This window comes from Streptomyces sp. NPDC058683 (genome assembly GCF_042716195.1).
GTDB lineage: Bacteria > Actinomycetota > Actinomycetes > Streptomycetales > Streptomycetaceae > Streptomyces.
On sequence record NZ_JBHXSK010000037.1, the window covers coordinates 99,169 to 114,988 of the forward strand.

The 15,820-nt window shown below is 71.0% G+C and carries 18 protein-coding genes; 12 read left to right on the forward strand and 6 right to left on the reverse strand.

Annotated features, from left to right (window positions below):
* Positions 1-23 precede the first annotated feature (23 nt).
* From rodA to ACFWXC_RS34780, 3 genes are all read left to right on the forward strand, one after another.
* Complete coding sequence (gene rodA / locus ACFWXC_RS34770; protein ID WP_384484946.1) at positions 24-1,223, forward strand: rod shape-determining protein RodA; 1,200 nt, start codon at positions 24-26, stop codon at positions 1,221-1,223.
* Positions 1,224-1,372: 149 nt separating this feature from the next.
* The gene (locus tag ACFWXC_RS34775; protein ID WP_384484947.1) at positions 1,373-2,890 is read left to right on the forward strand and encodes a CHAD domain-containing protein; all 1,518 of its coding nucleotides are present in this window, start codon (positions 1,373-1,375) and stop codon (positions 2,888-2,890) included.
* Between the two features lie 102 nt (positions 2,891-2,992).
* Positions 2,993-4,969, forward strand: coding sequence for a TIGR03960 family B12-binding radical SAM protein (locus ACFWXC_RS34780; RefSeq protein WP_384484948.1), 1,977 nt, complete (start codon positions 2,993-2,995; stop codon positions 4,967-4,969).
* A 40-nt stretch (positions 4,970-5,009) separates the two neighbouring features.
* On the opposite strand, the gene ACFWXC_RS34785 is transcribed toward ACFWXC_RS34780, so the two are convergent.
* From ACFWXC_RS34785 to ACFWXC_RS34795, 3 genes are all read right to left on the reverse strand, one after another.
* Positions 5,010-5,699 (reverse strand): DUF899 domain-containing protein, encoded by a 690-nt coding sequence (locus ACFWXC_RS34785; RefSeq protein ID WP_384484949.1) that lies wholly within the window; start codon positions 5,697-5,699, stop codon positions 5,010-5,012.
* A 117-nt stretch (positions 5,700-5,816) separates the two neighbouring features.
* A complete protein-coding gene (locus ACFWXC_RS34790) occupies positions 5,817-6,584 on the reverse strand; it encodes an SDR family oxidoreductase (RefSeq protein WP_384484951.1) in 768 nt (255 codons plus the stop codon).
* 14 nt (positions 6,585-6,598) lie between these two features.
* The gene (locus ACFWXC_RS34795; RefSeq protein ID WP_384484953.1) at positions 6,599-6,925 is read right to left on the reverse strand and encodes a putative quinol monooxygenase; all 327 of its coding nucleotides are present in this window, start codon (positions 6,923-6,925) and stop codon (positions 6,599-6,601) included.
* A 107-nt stretch (positions 6,926-7,032) separates the two neighbouring features.
* Here ACFWXC_RS34795 and ACFWXC_RS34800 point away from each other — a divergent pair, with 107 nt between their 5' ends.
* From ACFWXC_RS34800 to ACFWXC_RS34815, 4 genes are all read left to right on the forward strand, one after another.
* Positions 7,033-7,569, forward strand: a complete 537-nt coding sequence (locus ACFWXC_RS34800; protein ID WP_384484955.1) for a winged helix-turn-helix transcriptional regulator — start codon at positions 7,033-7,035, stop codon at positions 7,567-7,569.
* Between the two features lie 240 nt (positions 7,570-7,809).
* Positions 7,810-8,520, forward strand: coding sequence for an isochorismatase family cysteine hydrolase (locus ACFWXC_RS34805; RefSeq protein ID WP_384484957.1), 711 nt, complete (start codon positions 7,810-7,812; stop codon positions 8,518-8,520).
* The gene (locus ACFWXC_RS34810) at positions 8,510-9,277 is read left to right on the forward strand and encodes an SDR family oxidoreductase (protein ID WP_384484960.1); all 768 of its coding nucleotides are present in this window, start codon (positions 8,510-8,512) and stop codon (positions 9,275-9,277) included. Before ACFWXC_RS34805 ends, ACFWXC_RS34810 begins: the two co-directional genes overlap by 11 nt.
* Positions 9,278-9,345: 68 nt before the next feature.
* The gene (locus ACFWXC_RS34815; RefSeq protein ID WP_384484962.1) at positions 9,346-9,963 is read left to right on the forward strand and encodes a VOC family protein; all 618 of its coding nucleotides are present in this window, start codon (positions 9,346-9,348) and stop codon (positions 9,961-9,963) included.
* Positions 9,964-9,987: 24 nt separating this feature from the next.
* On the opposite strand, the gene ACFWXC_RS34820 is transcribed toward ACFWXC_RS34815, so the two are convergent.
* Entirely contained in the window at positions 9,988-10,608 is a 621-nt protein-coding gene (locus tag ACFWXC_RS34820; RefSeq protein ID WP_384484964.1) for a DJ-1/PfpI family protein, read from the reverse strand.
* A 184-nt stretch (positions 10,609-10,792) separates the two neighbouring features.
* Here ACFWXC_RS34820 and ACFWXC_RS34825 point away from each other — a divergent pair, with 184 nt between their 5' ends.
* Positions 10,793-11,029: a DUF6400 family protein gene (locus ACFWXC_RS34825; RefSeq protein ID WP_384484967.1), complete on the forward strand. Its 237-nt coding sequence runs from the start codon at positions 10,793-10,795 to the stop codon at positions 11,027-11,029.
* Between the two features lie 38 nt (positions 11,030-11,067).
* Here the strand turns inward: ACFWXC_RS34825 and ACFWXC_RS34830 are convergent, their stop codons facing one another.
* Complete coding sequence (locus ACFWXC_RS34830) at positions 11,068-12,030, reverse strand: zinc-dependent alcohol dehydrogenase family protein (protein WP_384484969.1); 963 nt, start codon at positions 12,028-12,030, stop codon at positions 11,068-11,070.
* Positions 12,031-12,127: 97 nt separating this feature from the next.
* On the opposite strand from ACFWXC_RS34830, the gene ACFWXC_RS34835 reads away from it, so the two are divergent.
* Entirely contained in the window at positions 12,128-12,736 is a 609-nt protein-coding gene (locus tag ACFWXC_RS34835; RefSeq protein ID WP_384484971.1) for a TetR/AcrR family transcriptional regulator, read from the forward strand.
* 83 nt (positions 12,737-12,819) lie between these two features.
* The gene (locus ACFWXC_RS34840) at positions 12,820-13,284 is read left to right on the forward strand and encodes a hypothetical protein (protein WP_384484973.1); all 465 of its coding nucleotides are present in this window, start codon (positions 12,820-12,822) and stop codon (positions 13,282-13,284) included.
* Positions 13,285-13,336: 52 nt separating this feature from the next.
* Here ACFWXC_RS34840 and ACFWXC_RS34845 read toward each other — a convergent pair whose 3' ends face one another.
* Positions 13,337-13,690 (reverse strand): DUF805 domain-containing protein, encoded by a 354-nt coding sequence (locus ACFWXC_RS34845; protein WP_384484975.1) that lies wholly within the window; start codon positions 13,688-13,690, stop codon positions 13,337-13,339.
* Positions 13,691-13,871: 181 nt separating this feature from the next.
* Between ACFWXC_RS34845 and ACFWXC_RS34850 the strand changes: the two genes are divergently transcribed.
* Both ACFWXC_RS34850 and ACFWXC_RS34855 read left to right on the forward strand, forming a co-directional pair.
* A complete protein-coding gene (locus tag ACFWXC_RS34850; protein WP_384484977.1) occupies positions 13,872-14,720 on the forward strand; it encodes a hypothetical protein in 849 nt (282 codons plus the stop codon).
* Positions 14,721-14,828: 108 nt separating this feature from the next.
* Positions 14,829-15,593 carry a TIGR03936 family radical SAM-associated protein gene (locus ACFWXC_RS34855; RefSeq protein WP_384484979.1) on the forward strand — a complete coding sequence of 255 codons (765 nt, stop codon included), beginning with the start codon at positions 14,829-14,831 and terminating at the stop codon, positions 15,591-15,593.
* Positions 15,594-15,820 lie beyond the last annotated feature (227 nt).

Consider the following 15,820-nt stretch of genomic DNA (forward strand, 5'->3'; position numbering starts at 1 on the left):
GTTTGTGGCGGGAGGTTCCCGGCATGACCGGAGTCAACAGCTTCTCCGTCTCCGGCTACGGTCCCGCGCGGGCCGGCTGGACCCGGCTGCTCGCCCGGGACTCGCTGGCCCGCCGCCTGGACTGGCCGATGCTGATGGCGGCCCTGGCACTGTCCCTGCTGGGCTCGCTGCTGGTGTTCTCGGCGACCCGCAACCGCACCGAGATCAACCAGGGCGACCAGTACTACTTCCTGTTCCGGCACCTGATGAACACCGGCATCGGGCTCGCCCTGATGATCGCCACGGTCTGGATCGGCCACCGCCAGCTGCGCAACGCGGTGCCGATCCTCTACGGCCTGTCGCTGCTCGGCATCCTCGCCGTGCTCACCCCGCTGGGCTCCACCGTCAACGGCGCGCACTCCTGGATCGTGCTCGGCGGCGGCTTCTCGCTCCAGCCGTCCGAGTTCGTCAAGATCACCATCATCCTGGGGATGGCGATGATACTGGCGGCCCGGGTCGACGCCGGTGACAAGAAGTACCCCGACCACCGCACGGTCCTGCAGGCCCTGGGCCTGGCCTCGGTACCGATCCTGATCGTGCTGCTGATGCCCGACCTCGGCTCGGTCATGGTCATGGTGATCATCATCCTGGCCGTGCTGCTCGCCTCCGGCGCCTCCAACCGCTGGGTCTTCGGCCTGCTCGCGACCGGCCTGCTGGGCGCGATCGCGGTCTGGCAGCTGCACATCCTGGACGAGTACCAGATCAACCGCTTCGCGGCCTTCGCCAACCCCGACCTCGACCCCGCGGGCGTCGGCTACAACACCAACCAGGCCCGGATCGCCATCGGCTCCGGCGGCCTGACCGGTGCGGGCCTGTTCCACGGCTCGCAGACCACCGGCCAGTTCGTCCCCGAGCAGCAGACCGACTTCGTCTTCACGGTGGCGGGGGAGGAGCTGGGCTTCGTCGGCGCGGGCCTGATCATCGTGCTCCTCGGCGTCGTCCTGTGGCGGGCCTGCCGTATCGCCCGCGAGACGACCGAGCTGTACGGCACGGTCGTGGCGGCGGGGATCGTGGCCTGGTTCGCGTTCCAGGCGTTCGAGAACATCGGCATGACCCTCGGCATCATGCCGGTCACCGGCCTGCCGCTGCCGTTCGTGTCGTACGGCGGCTCGTCGATGTTCGCGGTGTGGGTGGCGGTGGGGCTGTTGCAGTCGATCAGGGTGCAGCGCCCGATGTCGGCGTGACGGGACACACAGCGGGGCAGCGGGACACCTTGAGGGTGAAGTGAGCATGTCGTTTCCGATGTGTTCACCTCACCCTCATTTTCATTTTTCCTCCGATTTACCTCCGGTGCCCGCTGTCCCTGTGCGGCAACGCCCACTAGATTCGGTTCATGGCGGATACGAAGCGTGAGATCGAGCGCAAGTACGAATCCGACGAGAGTGGACTCCCCGACCTGACCGGCGTCGCCGGCGTGGCGAACGTCGTGGACAAAGGCACCGCCGAACTCGACGCGACCTACCACGACACCTCCGACCTGCGCCTGGCCTCGGCCAGAGTCACCCTGCGCCACCGCACCGGAGGCACCGACGCCGGCTGGCACCTCAAACTCCCGGTGGCCCCCGGCATCCGCGACGAGATCCACGCCCCGCTCTCCGACACGATCCCCGACGAACTGGCCGGCCTGGCCCGCTCCCGGGTCCGCGAGGGCCGGCTGGTCCCGGTGATCCGGCTGCGCACCACCCGCGACGTCCGCCACCTCGTCGACGCGGAGGGCGCCCTGCTCGCCGAGGTGAGCGTGGACCGCGTCCGGGCCGAACGGCTCTTCGGCGGCACGGGCAAGGCCCAGTGGACCGAGATCGAGGTGGAACTCGCCGACGGCGGCGACCCGGCCTTCCTCGACAAGGTGGAGAAACGGTTGGGCAAGGCGGGCGTACGACCGTCCAAGTCCGCCTCCAAGCTGGCCCGGGCACTGGCCGAGACCAAGGGCGGCAAACCGCGCAAGCCGAAGCCGGACTCCGGCGCGCCCGGCACGGCCGGCGACCACGTCCTGGCCTACGTCCGCGCCCAGCGGGACGCGATCGTCGAACTCGACCCCGCCGTACGCCTGGACACCGAGGAGGCCGTCCACGACATGCGGGTGGCCACCCGCCGGCTGCGCAGCACCTTCCGCACCTTCGGCACGGTCCTCGACCGGGAGGTCACCGACCCGGTCGCCGACGAGCTGAAGTGGCTGGCCGGAGAACTCGGCGTGGGCCGCGACCAGGAGGTCCTCGCCGAACGCCTGATGACCGCCCTGGACGAGGTCCCCGGCCCCCTGGTCTCCGGCCCCGTCCACGACCGTCTGCACGCCTGGGCCGAGGCCGGCGAGCGCGGCTCCCGGGGCCGGCTCCTCGGCGTCCTGGACTCCAAGCGCTACCTCGCCCTGCTGGACACCCTGGACGCCCTGGCCGCCGACCCGCCGCTGCGCAAAGCGGCCGCCGGGAACCCGGAGAAGGTCCTCGCCAAGGCCGTGCACAAGGACTTCGCGAAGGTGACCGGCCTGATCGAGACGGCCATGGCACAGCCCCCCGGCCACGACCGCGACCTCGGCCTGCACGAGGCCCGCAAGAAGGCCAAGCGCACCCGCTACGCGGCCGAGGCGGCCCGCCCCGCCCTCGGCGGCCCGGCGAAGTCCCTGGTCAAGTCCATGAAGTCGCTCCAGTCCCTGCTCGGCGAGCACCAGGACAGCGTGATGGCCCGCGAGACCCTGCGCGAGCTGTCCGCGGTGGCCCACGCGGCCGGGGAGAGCGCGTTCACGTACGGGCTGCTGTACGGCCGCGAGGAGGGGCGGGCGGCGGCGGTGGAGGCACGGACGCCGGACGCCTGGAAGGAGATCAAGAAGGAGACCGGGACGGATGCCCCCGCCTGAGCGGGCGTACGGGGGACACCGCCGGGCGCGCTACGCTGGATGACCACCCTCCCCCAGCCTCCGGCCGGGGGTGCCCCCAGTCAGCTCACAAAGGTCCGCGAGATGCCTGCCGAAGCCGCCGCCCAGGTCGCCGAGTCTGTGTTCCCGCAGCTCGAAGCTCTGCTCCCGCATGTGCAGAAGCCGATCCAGTACGTCGGCGGTGAGCTCAACTCCACGGTCAAGCCGTGGGAGGACTGCGACGTCCGCTGGGCGCTGATGTACCCGGACGCGTACGAGGTCGGCCTGCCCAACCAGGGCGTCATGATCCTCTACGAGGTCCTCAACGAGCAGGAGGGCGTCCTCGCCGAGCGCACGTACAGCGTGTGGCCGGACCTGGAGGCGCTGATGCGGGAGCACCGCGTCCCGCAGTTCACGGTGGACAGCCACCGGCCGGTGGGCGCCTTCGACGTCCTGGGCCTGAGCTTCTCCACGGAACTCGGCTACACGAACATGCTCACCGCCCTCGACCTCGCGGGCATCCCCCTGGAGTCGAAGGACCGCGGCCTGGACGACCCGATCGTCCTGGCGGGCGGCCACGCGGCCTTCAACCCGGAACCCGTCGCCGACTTCATCGACGCGGCGATCATCGGCGACGGCGAGCAGGCCGTCCTCGACATGACGAAGATCATCCGCGAGTGGAAGGCGGAGGGCCGCCCCGGCGGCCGCGAGGAGGTCCTCTTCCGCCTGGCGAAGACGGGTTCCGTCTACATCCCGGCCTTCTACGACGTGGAGTACCTCGCCGACGGCCGTATCGCCCGCGTGGTCCCCAACAAGTCGGGCGTCCCGTGGCGGGTCAGCAAGCACACGGTCATGGACCTGGACGAATGGCCGTACCCCAAGCAGCCCCTCGTCCCCCTGGCGGAGACGGTCCACGAGCGCATGTCCGTCGAGATCTTCCGCGGCTGCACGCGCGGCTGCCGCTTCTGCCAGGCCGGCATGATCACCCGCCCCGTGCGCGAGCGCTCCATCACCGGCATCGGCGAGATGGTCGACAAGGGCCTCAAGGCGACCGGCTTCGAGGAGGTCGGCCTCCTCTCCCTATCCTCCGCGGACCACTCGGAGATCGGCGACATCGCCAAGGGCCTGGCCGACCGCTACACCGAGGACAAGATCGGCCTCTCCCTCCCCTCCACCCGCGTCGACGCCTTCAACGTCGACCTGGCGAACGAGCTGACGAGGAACGGCCGCCGCTCCGGCCTGACCTTCGCCCCCGAGGGCGGCTCGGAACGCATGCGCAAGGTCATCAACAAGATGGTCTCGGAGGAGGACCTGATCCGCACGGTCGCCACCGCCTACGGCAACGGCTGGCGCCAGGTGAAGCTGTACTTCATGTGCGGCCTGCCCACGGAGACCGACGAGGACGTCCTGCAGATCGCCGACATGGCGATGAACGTCATCCAGAAGGGCCGCGAGGTCTCCGGTCAGGGCGACATCCGCTGCACGGTCTCGATCGGCGGCTTCGTCCCGAAGCCCCACACGCCCTTCCAGTGGGCCCCGCAGCTCTCCGCGCAGGAGACCGACGCCCGCCTCGAGAAGCTCCGCGACAAGATCCGCGGCGACAAGAAGTACGGCCGCTCGATCGGCTTCCGCTACCACGACGGCAAGCCCGGTATCGTCGAGGGCCTGCTCTCCCGCGGCGACCGCCGCATCGGCGCCGTGATCCGCGCGGTCTACGAGGACGGCGGCCGCTTCGACGGCTGGCGCGAGCACTTCTCCTACGACCGCTGGATGACCTGCGCCGACAAGACGCTGCCGGCCTACGGCGTGGACGTCGACTGGTACACCACCCGCGAGCGCACCTACGAGGAGGTCCTCCCCTGGGACCACCTCGACTCCGGCCTCGACAAGGACTGGCTCTGGGAGGACTGGCAGGACTCCCTCGACGAGACAGAGGTCGAGGACTGCCGCTGGACCCCTTGCTTCGACTGCGGGGTGTGCCCGGCCATGGACACGCAGATCCAGGTGGGGCCGACGGGGAAGAAGCTGCTGCCGTTGACGGTCAAGAACGGCGCGTCGGCGGCGGGCGGGCACGCGCACTGAGGCGAGCCGTCCGGTTCACCCACTCGTCTTCCGTGGTGGTTCAGCCGGAACCCGGGCCGTAGAGCGCAGCGATGTTCTCGGACGTCGCCCACCGGCTGTAGGTGGGGGACTGGGGCCAGCCCTCGGGTGAGTCCTGCCATTCCTCCTGACGTCCGTACGGCAGGAGATCGATCAGCGCGAAGCTGTGGCTGAGCTGCTCGGTGCCCCGGCCGTCGGTGTGCCAGGTGCGGTAGACGGTGTCGCCGTCGCGCAGGAACACGTTGACTGCGAATCCTCCACCGGGCGGTGCGCCGACGTCCGACCCGAACGGGCTGTTCGCGGTCGAGTACCACGTCATCCGGTTCCCGACCCGCTCCTTGTAGGCGAGCGCCTCCTTGATCGGGCCCTGGGTGACGACGACGAACCGGGCGTCGTAGTTGTCCAGGAACTCCAGGCGGGTGTACTGCGAGGTGAACCCCGTACAGCCCGGGCACTGCCATTCCCTGCCGGTGAACCACATGTGGTTGTAGACGATCAGCTGCCTCTTGCCCTCGAAGACGTCTGCCAGCCGAACGGGGCCGTCCTCGCCCTCGAGGGTGTAGTCGGGCATCTCCACCATCGGCAGGCGGCGACGCTCGGCGGCGATGGCGTCGAGTTCCCGTGTCGCGGCCTTCTCCCGGGCACGCAGTGCAGCGAGCCGGTGTTCCCAGGTCGCGGTGTCGACGACGGGTGGTAGCGCGTGGTCGGTCATGGTGTCCTCACAGCTCTCGTGCGCAGCTCTGGCCTGTACGGAGACAGACTGCGCAGAGCCCGGAAACTCATCGACCGGCCCGCGAGCGCCGTGCAGTGAACCTCTCTCGACGGCCGGCTACCAGTCGATGTCGGTCAGCAGGAAGGGGCTGTCCTCCGGGGCCTCCTTGCGGGCCCGTAGGGCTTGTTCGGCGGGTGGGCCCACCGGTACGCGCAGGGGCGGGTCGGGCTGCTCGATCGTCTGCGCCACCGTGACGGCCACGTCCCCCGGTGTGACCGCCTCGCCGCGCAGGGCGCCGAGTGCCTCGTACAGCGGGCTGTAGGGGCCGTTCTCCTTCAGGAACACCTTGGCGCGTTCGGCGCCGCCCGAGGAGACCGCGCCGGGCTGGACGATGCTCACCTTGACGCCGAAGTGGCCCGTCTCGATGGCGAGCGTCTCGGCGAGGGCTTCCAGCGCCCATTTGCTGGCGCCGTAGGGGCCTATCAGCGGAAGCACCAGACGGCCCTGGATGCTGGAGACGAAGACCAGGTGGCCCGCTCCCCTCTCCCGCATCGCGGGGAGCACGGCCTGTGCCACGCGCAGCGCGCCCAGGGTGTTGAGCTGGAAGAGCCGGTCGACCTCCGGGAGCGGAACGCTCTCCAGCGGTGCCCGGACGGTGGTGCCGGCGTTGCTGACCAGCACGTCGATCTCACCGGCCTGGCGCATGGCCTGGTCGACGGTGTCCTGGTCGGTGACGTCGAGGCGCAGGCGCCGGTCGACGGGGAGGCCGGCCAGGGTCTTCGGATCGCGTGCGGTGGCGATCACCCGGTGGCCGCGGGCCGCCAGCTCGACGGCTGTCGCTCGGCCGATGCCTCTGGAGGCGCCGGTGATGAGTACGGAGGACATGGAGACCTCGTCTTTCAGGACAGGGAGGTGGCGTCCGGCGCCGGGTGCCGGTCGGCGATGACGTTTCCCCTCATCAGCCAGGTCGGTCCTGCGGCGTAGGCGCTCGCCTCGGCGAAGAACGCGGCGAAGTAGGGGCCGCCGGCATGGGCCTCGAACGCGTCCGCGTCCGCGTAGACCTCGTTCAGGTAGAAGACGTCCGCGTTCTCCTCGTCCGCGATGACCTCGAACCGGTGGGATCCGGGTTCGTTCGCCAGGGAGTCGCGGGCGGTCCTCCCGGCCGCCCGGACGAAGTCGTCGCGGTGTTCCGGCTGGACGGTGAAGGACACAAGGAACTGGTACATGGTCGGTCTCCTCGGCTCGACGGAGCAGTTCAGTCACTGAACTACTCCTGGTGAGACCGTAGCACGGCTCAGTTCAGTGAGTGAACTGGAGGAGGTAAAGTGGGCGCATGACACTCCCCAGTACCTACGCGGACCGCAACTGCTCGCTGGTGCGCACCCTGGAAGTCGTGGGGGAGCGATGGACGCTCCTGATCGTCCGCGACGCGTTCTTCGGAGTGCGCCGGTTCGGGGACTTCGCCACCCAGCTCAAGATCCCGCGCGCGGTGCTGACCGACCGGCTGAAATCCCTCGTCCGGGAGGGCGTGCTCACCCGGGACGACGCGGCACGCGGCGCGGTCGAGTACCGGCTGACCGACAAGGGCGTCGAGCTGTGGCCCGTCGTACGCGCCCTGATGGACTGGGGAGACGCCTTCTACTCCCCGGCGGGGGTGAGGCGCGCCTTCCGGCACGAGCGGGACGGCGGGCTGATCGACCGCGAGGGGCGGTGCGAGGAGTGCGGCGCGGTCGTTCCGGTCCCGGAGACCGTGCTCGAACGCGGGCCCGGATTCGAGCCGTCCGACTCGGACGACGATCCCGTGTCCGCGGCGATCAACAGGCCGCGGCGGCTTCTGGAACCGATCACCCTGTCGTCCTCGCCGGGCTGACCCGGAGCACGCGTTCCCGAAGCCGGCGGGAGCCGCGGCCCGGATGCCGTTCGGCCGGGGGAGTGACAGACTGGGGTTTCTGAGTCGGCGGGCCTGTGACGGAGTGTTACGGAGAGCCTGTGGCGCGGAGAGTTCGAAGGCGGCCGTCGGCTGTTGTCTCCGGTGGCGTGTCCCGGGCAGCGCTCCCGAGCCGTGTCCCGGCAGCGAGCGATCCGGTCGCTGACCAGTTGGGAACCGTCCATGACTGCTGAGACCTCCGAAGCGCGGAACGCCCCGTACCCCCCGCACCCCCCGTACCCCGCGGACGAAACCGCTCTGCTGATCGTCGACCCCTACAACGACTTCCTTTCCGAGGGCGGCAAGTTGTGGCCCCGGGCGAAGGAAGTGGCGGAGGGCGTGGACCTGCTCGACCACATGCGGACCGTGCTCGCCACCGCCCGCGCCCAGGGCTTTCGCGTCTTCGTCGTGCCCCACCACCGGACGACCCCGAGCGACTACGGCACCTGGGACCACCTGTCCCCGACCCAGCGGCGCGTCGTCGCGCAGCAGACCTTCGCCGAGGGCAGCTGGGGGGCCGAGTGGCACCCCGACTTCCGGCCGCGCGAGGACGAGATCGTCGTACGGCAGCACTGGGCGTCCAGCGGATTCGCCAACACCGACCTCGACTTCATGCTGAAGCAGCACCACATCCGGAAGATCGTGCTGATCGGGATGCGGGCCAACACCTGTGTGGACACCACCGCGCGCTACGGTCAGGAACTCGGCTATCACGTGACCCTCGTCCGTGATGCCATCGCCTCCTTCAGCTGGGAGGAGATGACCGCGACCTTCGAACTCAACGCGCCCCTGTACGCCCACGCGGTCCTCACCACCGAGGAGTTCGTCGGGAAGGCGGACGGCGGGGCCGGCGCGGGCTCCCCGGAGACCGGAGGCGGCGGTCATGAGCGGTGACGGTGACGGGGCCGAGAGGAGCGGCGGCGGGCGTGGCGAACTGGCCGGTCAGACGGTCGTGGTGGTGGGCGGCAGCGCGGGCATCGGTCTGGAGACCGCGCGGCAGGTCCGGGCGGCCGGCGGCGAACTGGTGCTCGTGGCGCGCAACGCCGAGCGCCTCCAGCGGGCCGCGGACGAACTACAGCCGCGGAGCACGGCCGTGTTCGACGCCTTTGACACCGAACGGACGGAGCGCTTCCTCGGGGAGCTGCCCGGTCGGGTCGACCATGTGCTGGTCACGGCGGGCAGCCCGGCGTACACGCCGCTCGACGACCTCGACCTGACCGACGCCGGACGGGACTTCGGCGGGCGTCTCGCGATGGTGCTGGCGGTGGCGCGGGCGAGCCGGGGGAAGGTCAGGGCCGGCGGGACACTGCTGTTCATCGGCGGCACCGGCGGCCGGCGGCCCGCGCCCGGGATGGCGGTGACGGGCGCCCTCACCGCGGCGCTGCCGGCGCTGATCGCCAACCTGGCACTGGAGGTCGCGCCGGTGAGGGCCAACCTCATCGCGGCCGGGTTCGTGGACACACCGCTGTCGGCCTCCCTGCTGGGCGACCAACTCGAGGCGCGGCGCGAGGCGTTGAGGAAGACGCTGCCCATCGGGCGGGTGGTCGGTCCGGCCGACGTCGCCGCCCTCGCGGTGCACCTCATGGTCAACGACGCCCTCACCGGCGCCACCTACGACATCGACGGCGGCCAGCAGCTCCTCGCGCACTGAGCCCCTGCCGGGCCTGGTCGCGGGTCCGGCCGTCGCCGGTGTTCCCTCCGAGACGGGAAGGGCAAGCCATGGACATGAAACTGGAGGTCGTCGTGGTGCCGGTGTCCGACGTGGACCGGGCCAAGGACTTCTACACGGCGCTGGGCTGGCGGCTCGACGCGGACGTCGCCACCGACGGGGAGTTCCGGGTGGTGCAGATGACCCCACCGGGCTCCCCGGCGTCGGTCATCTTCGGCGAGTCGGTCACCGAGCAGACGCCCGGCTCGGCCCGGGGGCTGCATCTGGTCGTCGACGACATCGACACCGCCCACGACGAGCTGGCGCGGCACGGCGCCCACCCCAGCGAGGTGTTCCACGACGCCGGCGGTGTCTTCCACCACGCCGACGGCGACGCCCGGGTGCCCGGTCCCGAACCGCGGCACGGCAGCTACGGCTCCTTCCTGTCGTTCAGCGACCCGGACGGCAACGGCTGGCTCCTTCAGGAGGTCACCGAGCGGCTCCCGGGACGTCTGGATCCCGCGGCCACCTCGTTCGCCTCGGCCGACGACCTGGCGGGCGCCCTGCGGCGGGCCGCGGCCGCACACGGCGAGCACGAGGCGCGCACCGGCGCGGAGGACCCCGGCTGGCCGGACTGGTACGCGCGGTTCATGGTGGGCGAGCAGGCCGGGACGCAACCGCCCGCGTGACCGTCAGCGCGGTGCGGTCTCGCGTCAGCGCGGTGTGGTCCCGGCGGTGGCCGTGGCCGTGCGGACGGCGCGCAGGGCGCGGTCGACGGTTTCCTGGTTCTCGCCGACCGGGGCCACGTAGTCGAGGACCCCGCGTGCCGCGTCCTCGCCGAGGGTCCGGGTGATCACCCACGTGGCGAGGTACTGGGACGCCAGGCAGCCACCGGCCGTCGCGATGTTCCCCTCCGCGTGGAACGGCGTGTCCAGGACGGTGACCCCGGCCGCCTCGACGAAGGGCCGGCTCTTGCGGTCCGTGCAGACGGGCATGGAGTCCAGCAGCCCGAGCCGGGCGAGCACCAGCGCGCCGGAGCACTGCGCGCCGACCAGCTGCCGGGAGGGGTCGAGCCGCAGCCGGGAGATCAGCCGGTCGTCGGCGACCACCTCCCGTGCCTTCACCCCGCTGCCGACCAGCACCACATCGGCGTCGGTCACGAACTCCATCGGGCGCTGCCCGGTCACCTCGACGCCGTTCATCGACGTGACCACCGGCGTCGGTGTCGTGATGAAGGCCTCCAGGCCGTCCTTCCGGCACCGGTTGATCAGCGCGGCGGCGATGAAGCTGTCGAGTTCGTTGAATCCGTCGAAGGTGAGCACGGCTACCTGCATGGCGTCTCCTCGAAGCACAGCGGGGGGTGCGATTTTCTCAGGAGGCCGGGACCGGGTCGCGGGCCGATCCGCGGCCGGTGGCCGTTCGTGGTCAGCCTACAGAGTCCCGCGGCGCCGATGACCTGCTGTGATGTGTCCCACGGGCTCTTGTCCCGGACCGGCCCGCCTGCCTAAATTCGGTCATATGTCCAGTTCTGATGCCTCCCTTCCCGCCGAACCGGTCGACTTCGACGTCGATCTCACCGGGCACGAGATGACCCGGCGCGCCCACGTCATGGAGGCGCTCGGCGACGCCTGGGACCCCGTCGAGACGGCGCGGGGCGAGGAGGAGGCGTACGACCTGCTGTACTCCGGGCTCGACGAGGAACAGCAGCGGCTGTACGACTCGCTCGTCGCCGCCGGGGTGCTGCCCCGACGCTGATTCCCGCCCCCGGGACATGTCCCCGGGGCACCGTGGCGCTACGGCGTCAGCACGATCCGGCCGAACACCTCCCCGGCGGCCATCTTCCGGTGCGCCAGTACGGCCTCGGCCAACGGCAGCGACTCGTGCACCACCGTCTCCAGTTCGCCGCGGCCCGCGGCGGCGAACTGCCCGGTCCTGACCGCGCGCCGGTCGGTCGCGGGCACGGTGTCGGCGCTGAAGGTCGCGAACGACAGGGACCTGCGGAACGCCGCGACCATGCTCATGCCGAAGTCGGCCGACGGCGGTCCGGCGACCATGCCGACGGCCACCAGACGGCCGTTCGGTTCGAGCCTGCCGAGGAACGACGGCAGGTCCGCACCGGCCACGATGTCGATGATCACGTCATATCCGGCGGGTGCGTCCTCGCCGCCCTCTCCGGAACGGTCCAGCACATGGGTCGCGCCGAGCCCGCGCAGCCGTTCGCCGCGCTCGGCCGACGACGTCGTCACCGTGACCGCCGCGGCACCGTCCCGGGCCGCGAGCTGGACCGCCGTGATCCCGATGCTCCCGGCCGCGCCCCGCACCAGCACCGACTCGCCGGGCCTGAAGCGGGCACGGTCGAGCGCGAAGCGGGCCACCACGCCGGAGCTCCCGAGGGTCACCGCGTCGGCGGCGGACAGGCCCGCGGGCAGGGGCAGGACCTCCTCGACCGGGGCGATCGCCTGTTCCACATAGCCGCCGCCGGTGCCCGTGAACGCCCAGACCCGCCGGCCGAGCCACACCGGGTCGACGCCCTCGCCGACGGCGCTCACCGTGCCCGCCACCTCGCTGCCGGGAACATGGCCCTCCCGGAAGCCGTAGCCCGCGAGCGCGCCGCTGCGGATCAGGGTGTCGGCGCCGCCGACCCCGATCGCCTCGGTGGTGATCAGCACCTGTCCGCCGGCGGGAACGGGTGCCGGGAGATCGACGACCGCCAGGCCCTCGGGGCCGCCGAACGTCCGGATCATCACTGCTTTCACATGGGCCTCCTGCGTACGGGATCGAGCGGAGCCGGGGGTGCCCGCTGCTCCCGGACGCTAAGGGGCGCCCTGCCCCGGCTTGGCTAATGTGAGAGCGGTGACCGACCGTTTGTCTCACTCACTGCGTTCCGACGCCCGGGACAACCGCGCACGCGTGCTCGACGCCGCCCGCGCGCTCTTCGCCACCGAGGGGCTGAACGTGCCGATGCGCACGATCGCCCGGCGCGCCGGGGTCGGCCCCGCCACCCTGTACCGCCGGTTCCCGACCAAGCAGACCCTGGTCACGGAGGTCTTCCGGGACCAGGCGCGGGCCTGTCACGCCATCGTCGACGAGGGGCTCGCCGACCCGGATCCGTGGCACGGCTTCCGTCTCGTGATCGAGAAGGTCTGCGAACTGCACGCGCACGACCGCGGTTTCACCGAGGCCTTCAGGTCGGCCTTCCCCGACGCGATGGACTTCGCCGCGGACCGCGCGGCCACCCTGAGGTCGGTCGCGAGGCTGGCCGACCGTGCCAAGGGCACCGGCCGGCTGCGCCCCGACTTCGTCATGGACGACCTGGTCCTCATGCTCATGGCCCAGCGGGGCATCCGTACCGCGTCGCCGGCCACCCGGGTCGCGGCCTCCCGGCGCTTCGCCACGCTGGTGATCCAGGCGTTCCAGGACCCGCCGGCTCCCACGCCTTCGTGGCCGGCGGCGAAACCGTGACACGACCGCCATGGAAGGCGCACCGGTCCGGCCGCACAATCGGGGAGAGCGAAGACCGCTGAGACACGGGGGAGTTGGCGGGCATGGAACTGGAACTGGGCTACGACCTGCTGGGCAGCAGGCTCCGCTCCATCGGGGACGTCCACCTCACCTACGGCCGGTGGGGCGGCAGGCCGCACGCGCTCGGACCGCATCCGCTGGAGTACGACATGCTCGGCAGCCGGCTGCGCCGGATCGGTGACATCGAGATCGGGTACGGCCGTCTCGGCAGCGTCCCGAGGACGTTCGGGACCTGGGACGTCGACTGCGCCGCCTGGTCCGGGATTCCGCGCCGCATCGGGCCGTACCCCGTGGACCACCCCAGGCTCAGCGGCCGGGCGAGGGCGGTCGGCCCGCTCACCCTGTCGTACGACGCCCTCGGCACCCGCCCCCGCCGCATCGGCCTCCCCAAGGACCTGCACACCCTCCCCGACGACCTCCTGCGGGTGCTCTTCCTGGTCCTGCACCTCCAGGCCGAACGCAACAAGAGTTCGTCCGCGGCCTCGTAGACGCGCGAAGGCCCGCCGGACGGATCCGGCGGGCCTTCGAGGTGATGACGCGTCAGACGGCGGCCGTGTACTTCGGGTTGTCGCCGTACTGGTTCTGCTCCGGCTTGCCCTCGGAGGCGAGCCAGACCAGCACGATGATCCAGCCGACCAGCGGGATGATGCTGACCAGGATCGTCCAGCCCGAACGGCCGGTGTCGTGCAGCCGGCGGACCGCGACACCCAGGGCGGGCAGGAGGACCGCCAGGCTGTAGATCGCGCCCAGGGCGGCGAACCCGATGACCCGCCCGATGACCGCCAGCACGATGCTGATGATCAGGTTGAACAGGAAGAACATCCAGTATTCCTGCCGGCGCGCACGGCCGCTGAACACCGCGTACTTCTTCAGTACGTCCACGTACCAGTTCATTGCTCGTCCCCCAAGGACCCAAGAAAGGTTCAAGATTTCGCTGGCGCCCAGCAAATCAAGCCGCCGTGGCCGGTTCCATCCAGATTGGCGTGTGCGGGACAACCGTTACCGTGTCGCCGCCGATCGGTGATCAAGGGGGGCCGATCGCATCCGCGCGGCACGCGATAGCGTCTCTGTGGCCATGGACGTGCAGAAGCAGCCGCAGCGGCAACCGCAGACGTCGCCGACCCAGCACCCCGAGGGGTGTCTCGTCGTCGCGATCAGGATCCCCGTCCGCATCTTCGTGTTCCTGGTGGTGCTGCCGATACGGCTGCTCTGGGACGCCTTCGCCGCCGTCGCGCAATTCCTGTGGCGGTACCTCGTCCTCCCCGTCGCGCGATTCCTGTGGCGGTATCTCCTCGCCCCCGTCGGCCGCGCCGTCGCCTGGCTCCTGCACGTGCTCGTCGTCGTCCCGCTGAGCTGGCTGTACCGCTACCTGCTCACCCCCCTCGGTCACGCCCTCGTGTGGCTGTACGCGCGCGTGCTCACCCCGATCGGCCATGCGGTGCTCTGGCTCCTCACGCCCGTCGCCCGAGCCGTCGCCTGGGTGTTCGAGCAGCTCGCCACCGCCCTGTACTGGATCGCGCGGGTGCTCCTCGTGCTGCCCGCCGTCGCCCTGTGGCGCTGGATCCTCAAGCCCGTCGGCCATGTCCTCGGCATCGTCCTCAGGGAGATCTGGGAGGCCCTCGGCCACGCCTGGCGGGCCGCCGGCCACGTCGCACGGGCCGTCGGACGGATTCTCGGGACCCTCTTCCGGTGGATCTTCCTGGAACCCGCGCGCTGGCTCTACCGGACCGTCCTCACCCCGGTCGGACACGTCGTACGCGACCTCGTGCTGCGCCCCGCCGCCCAGGTCGCACGGGCCGTCGGACGCGCCGTCCGGCAGGCCCGCGCCGACCTGCGCCGCGCCCTGTTCGGCGAGCCGGCCCCGCCGCCGGCCGTGGACCGGCGGGAACCCGCAGGCCGCGACACACGTACTCTTGATGGATAGCAGGACACGGCAGCACGGCCCCCGCGGTACGGCTGCTCTCACCAGAACCACGAAGGACTGACGACACTGGGCAAGCGACAGCCCGAAGGCCCGCCGCCCGCACCGGCGGTGCAGCGCATCCGACTGCGCTACACCAAGCGCGGCCGCCTCCGGTTCACCAGCCACCGTGACTTCCAGCGCGCCTTCGAGCGTGCGCTGCGCCGCGCCGAGGTGCCGATGGCCTACTCGGCGGGGTTCACACCGCACCCGAAGGTGTCGTACGCCAATGCCGCACCCACCGGCACCGGCAGCGAGGCCGAGTACCTGGAGATCGCGCTCACCGCGGTCCGTGACCCGGAGCGACTGCGCGTCCTCCTCGACGAGTCCCTGCCCACCGGGCTCGACGTCGTCGACGCGGTCGAGGCCCGCACGTCCGGACTGGCCGACCGGCTCACCGCCTCCGTGTGGGAGCTGCGGCTGGCCGGCGTGGACCCGGAGGAGGCCGCACAGGCCGTCGCCGCGTTCAACGCGGCCGACGCCGTCGAGGTCCAGCGCATGACCAAGAACGGCGTTCGGACCTTCGACGCCCGCCCCGCGGTCGTACACCTTGAAACGCACAATGAAACGGCTGATAGGCCGAGCGACCAGCCCTGTGCGATACTGCGGCTGGTTGTTCGGCACGTGACGCCTGCCGTACGACCCGACGACGTCCTGTCCGGTCTCCGCGCCGTGGCCGACCTGGCGCCGCCGGTCCCCGCAGCGGTGACCAGGCTGGCGCAGGGGCTGCTCGATGAAGAGACCGGCACGGTGACCGACCCGCTCGCGCCCGACCGCGAGGCAGTGGAGGCCCTTTCGAAGGCCGAACCCGCTGCCGCCGCGACAGCGCCGGCGTAGGGAAGGTCCCGCGAAGGACGGACGTCGTACCGCGCAGCCCTCGTACTCGGGAGCCACCTGGGTCGGGCAGCGCACCGACCAGAAGACTTTCGCCAGGCCGTCCGCGACAAGGCGTACGGAACCGGCGAGACAGGACACAGAGAGCTCCTGTGCGGCGCCCGCGCCCCACACGGCGGCACCGCGCAACGCGCGAGCCGCGGACGTCACCGGCGGTCGCTCGAAAGCGA

Excerpts from the sequence above, each read along its gene's own strand:
- rodA (WP_384484946.1), top strand. The coding sequence starts at position 24 with ATGACCGGAGTCAACAGCTTCTCCGTCTCCGGCTACGGTCCCGCGCGG.
- ACFWXC_RS34775 (WP_384484947.1), top strand. The coding sequence starts at position 1,373 with ATGGCGGATACGAAGCGTGAGATCGAGCGCAAGTACGAATCCGACGAG.
- ACFWXC_RS34780 (WP_384484948.1), top strand. The coding sequence starts at position 2,993 with ATGCCTGCCGAAGCCGCCGCCCAGGTCGCCGAGTCTGTGTTCCCGCAG.
- ACFWXC_RS34785 (WP_384484949.1), bottom strand. The coding sequence starts at position 5,699 with ATGACCGACCACGCGCTACCACCCGTCGTCGACACCGCGACCTGGGAA.
- ACFWXC_RS34790 (WP_384484951.1), bottom strand. The coding sequence starts at position 6,584 with ATGTCCTCCGTACTCATCACCGGCGCCTCCAGAGGCATCGGCCGAGCG.
- ACFWXC_RS34795 (WP_384484953.1), bottom strand. The coding sequence starts at position 6,925 with ATGTACCAGTTCCTTGTGTCCTTCACCGTCCAGCCGGAACACCGCGAC.
- ACFWXC_RS34800 (WP_384484955.1), top strand. The coding sequence starts at position 7,033 with ATGACACTCCCCAGTACCTACGCGGACCGCAACTGCTCGCTGGTGCGC.
- ACFWXC_RS34805 (WP_384484957.1), top strand. The coding sequence starts at position 7,810 with ATGACTGCTGAGACCTCCGAAGCGCGGAACGCCCCGTACCCCCCGCAC.
- ACFWXC_RS34810 (WP_384484960.1), top strand. The coding sequence starts at position 8,510 with ATGAGCGGTGACGGTGACGGGGCCGAGAGGAGCGGCGGCGGGCGTGGC.
- ACFWXC_RS34815 (WP_384484962.1), top strand. The coding sequence starts at position 9,346 with ATGGACATGAAACTGGAGGTCGTCGTGGTGCCGGTGTCCGACGTGGAC.
- ACFWXC_RS34820 (WP_384484964.1), bottom strand. The coding sequence starts at position 10,608 with ATGCAGGTAGCCGTGCTCACCTTCGACGGATTCAACGAACTCGACAGC.
- ACFWXC_RS34825 (WP_384484967.1), top strand. The coding sequence starts at position 10,793 with ATGTCCAGTTCTGATGCCTCCCTTCCCGCCGAACCGGTCGACTTCGAC.
- ACFWXC_RS34840 (WP_384484973.1), top strand. The coding sequence starts at position 12,820 with ATGGAACTGGAACTGGGCTACGACCTGCTGGGCAGCAGGCTCCGCTCC.
- ACFWXC_RS34845 (WP_384484975.1), bottom strand. The coding sequence starts at position 13,690 with ATGAACTGGTACGTGGACGTACTGAAGAAGTACGCGGTGTTCAGCGGC.
- ACFWXC_RS34850 (WP_384484977.1), top strand. The coding sequence starts at position 13,872 with ATGGACGTGCAGAAGCAGCCGCAGCGGCAACCGCAGACGTCGCCGACC.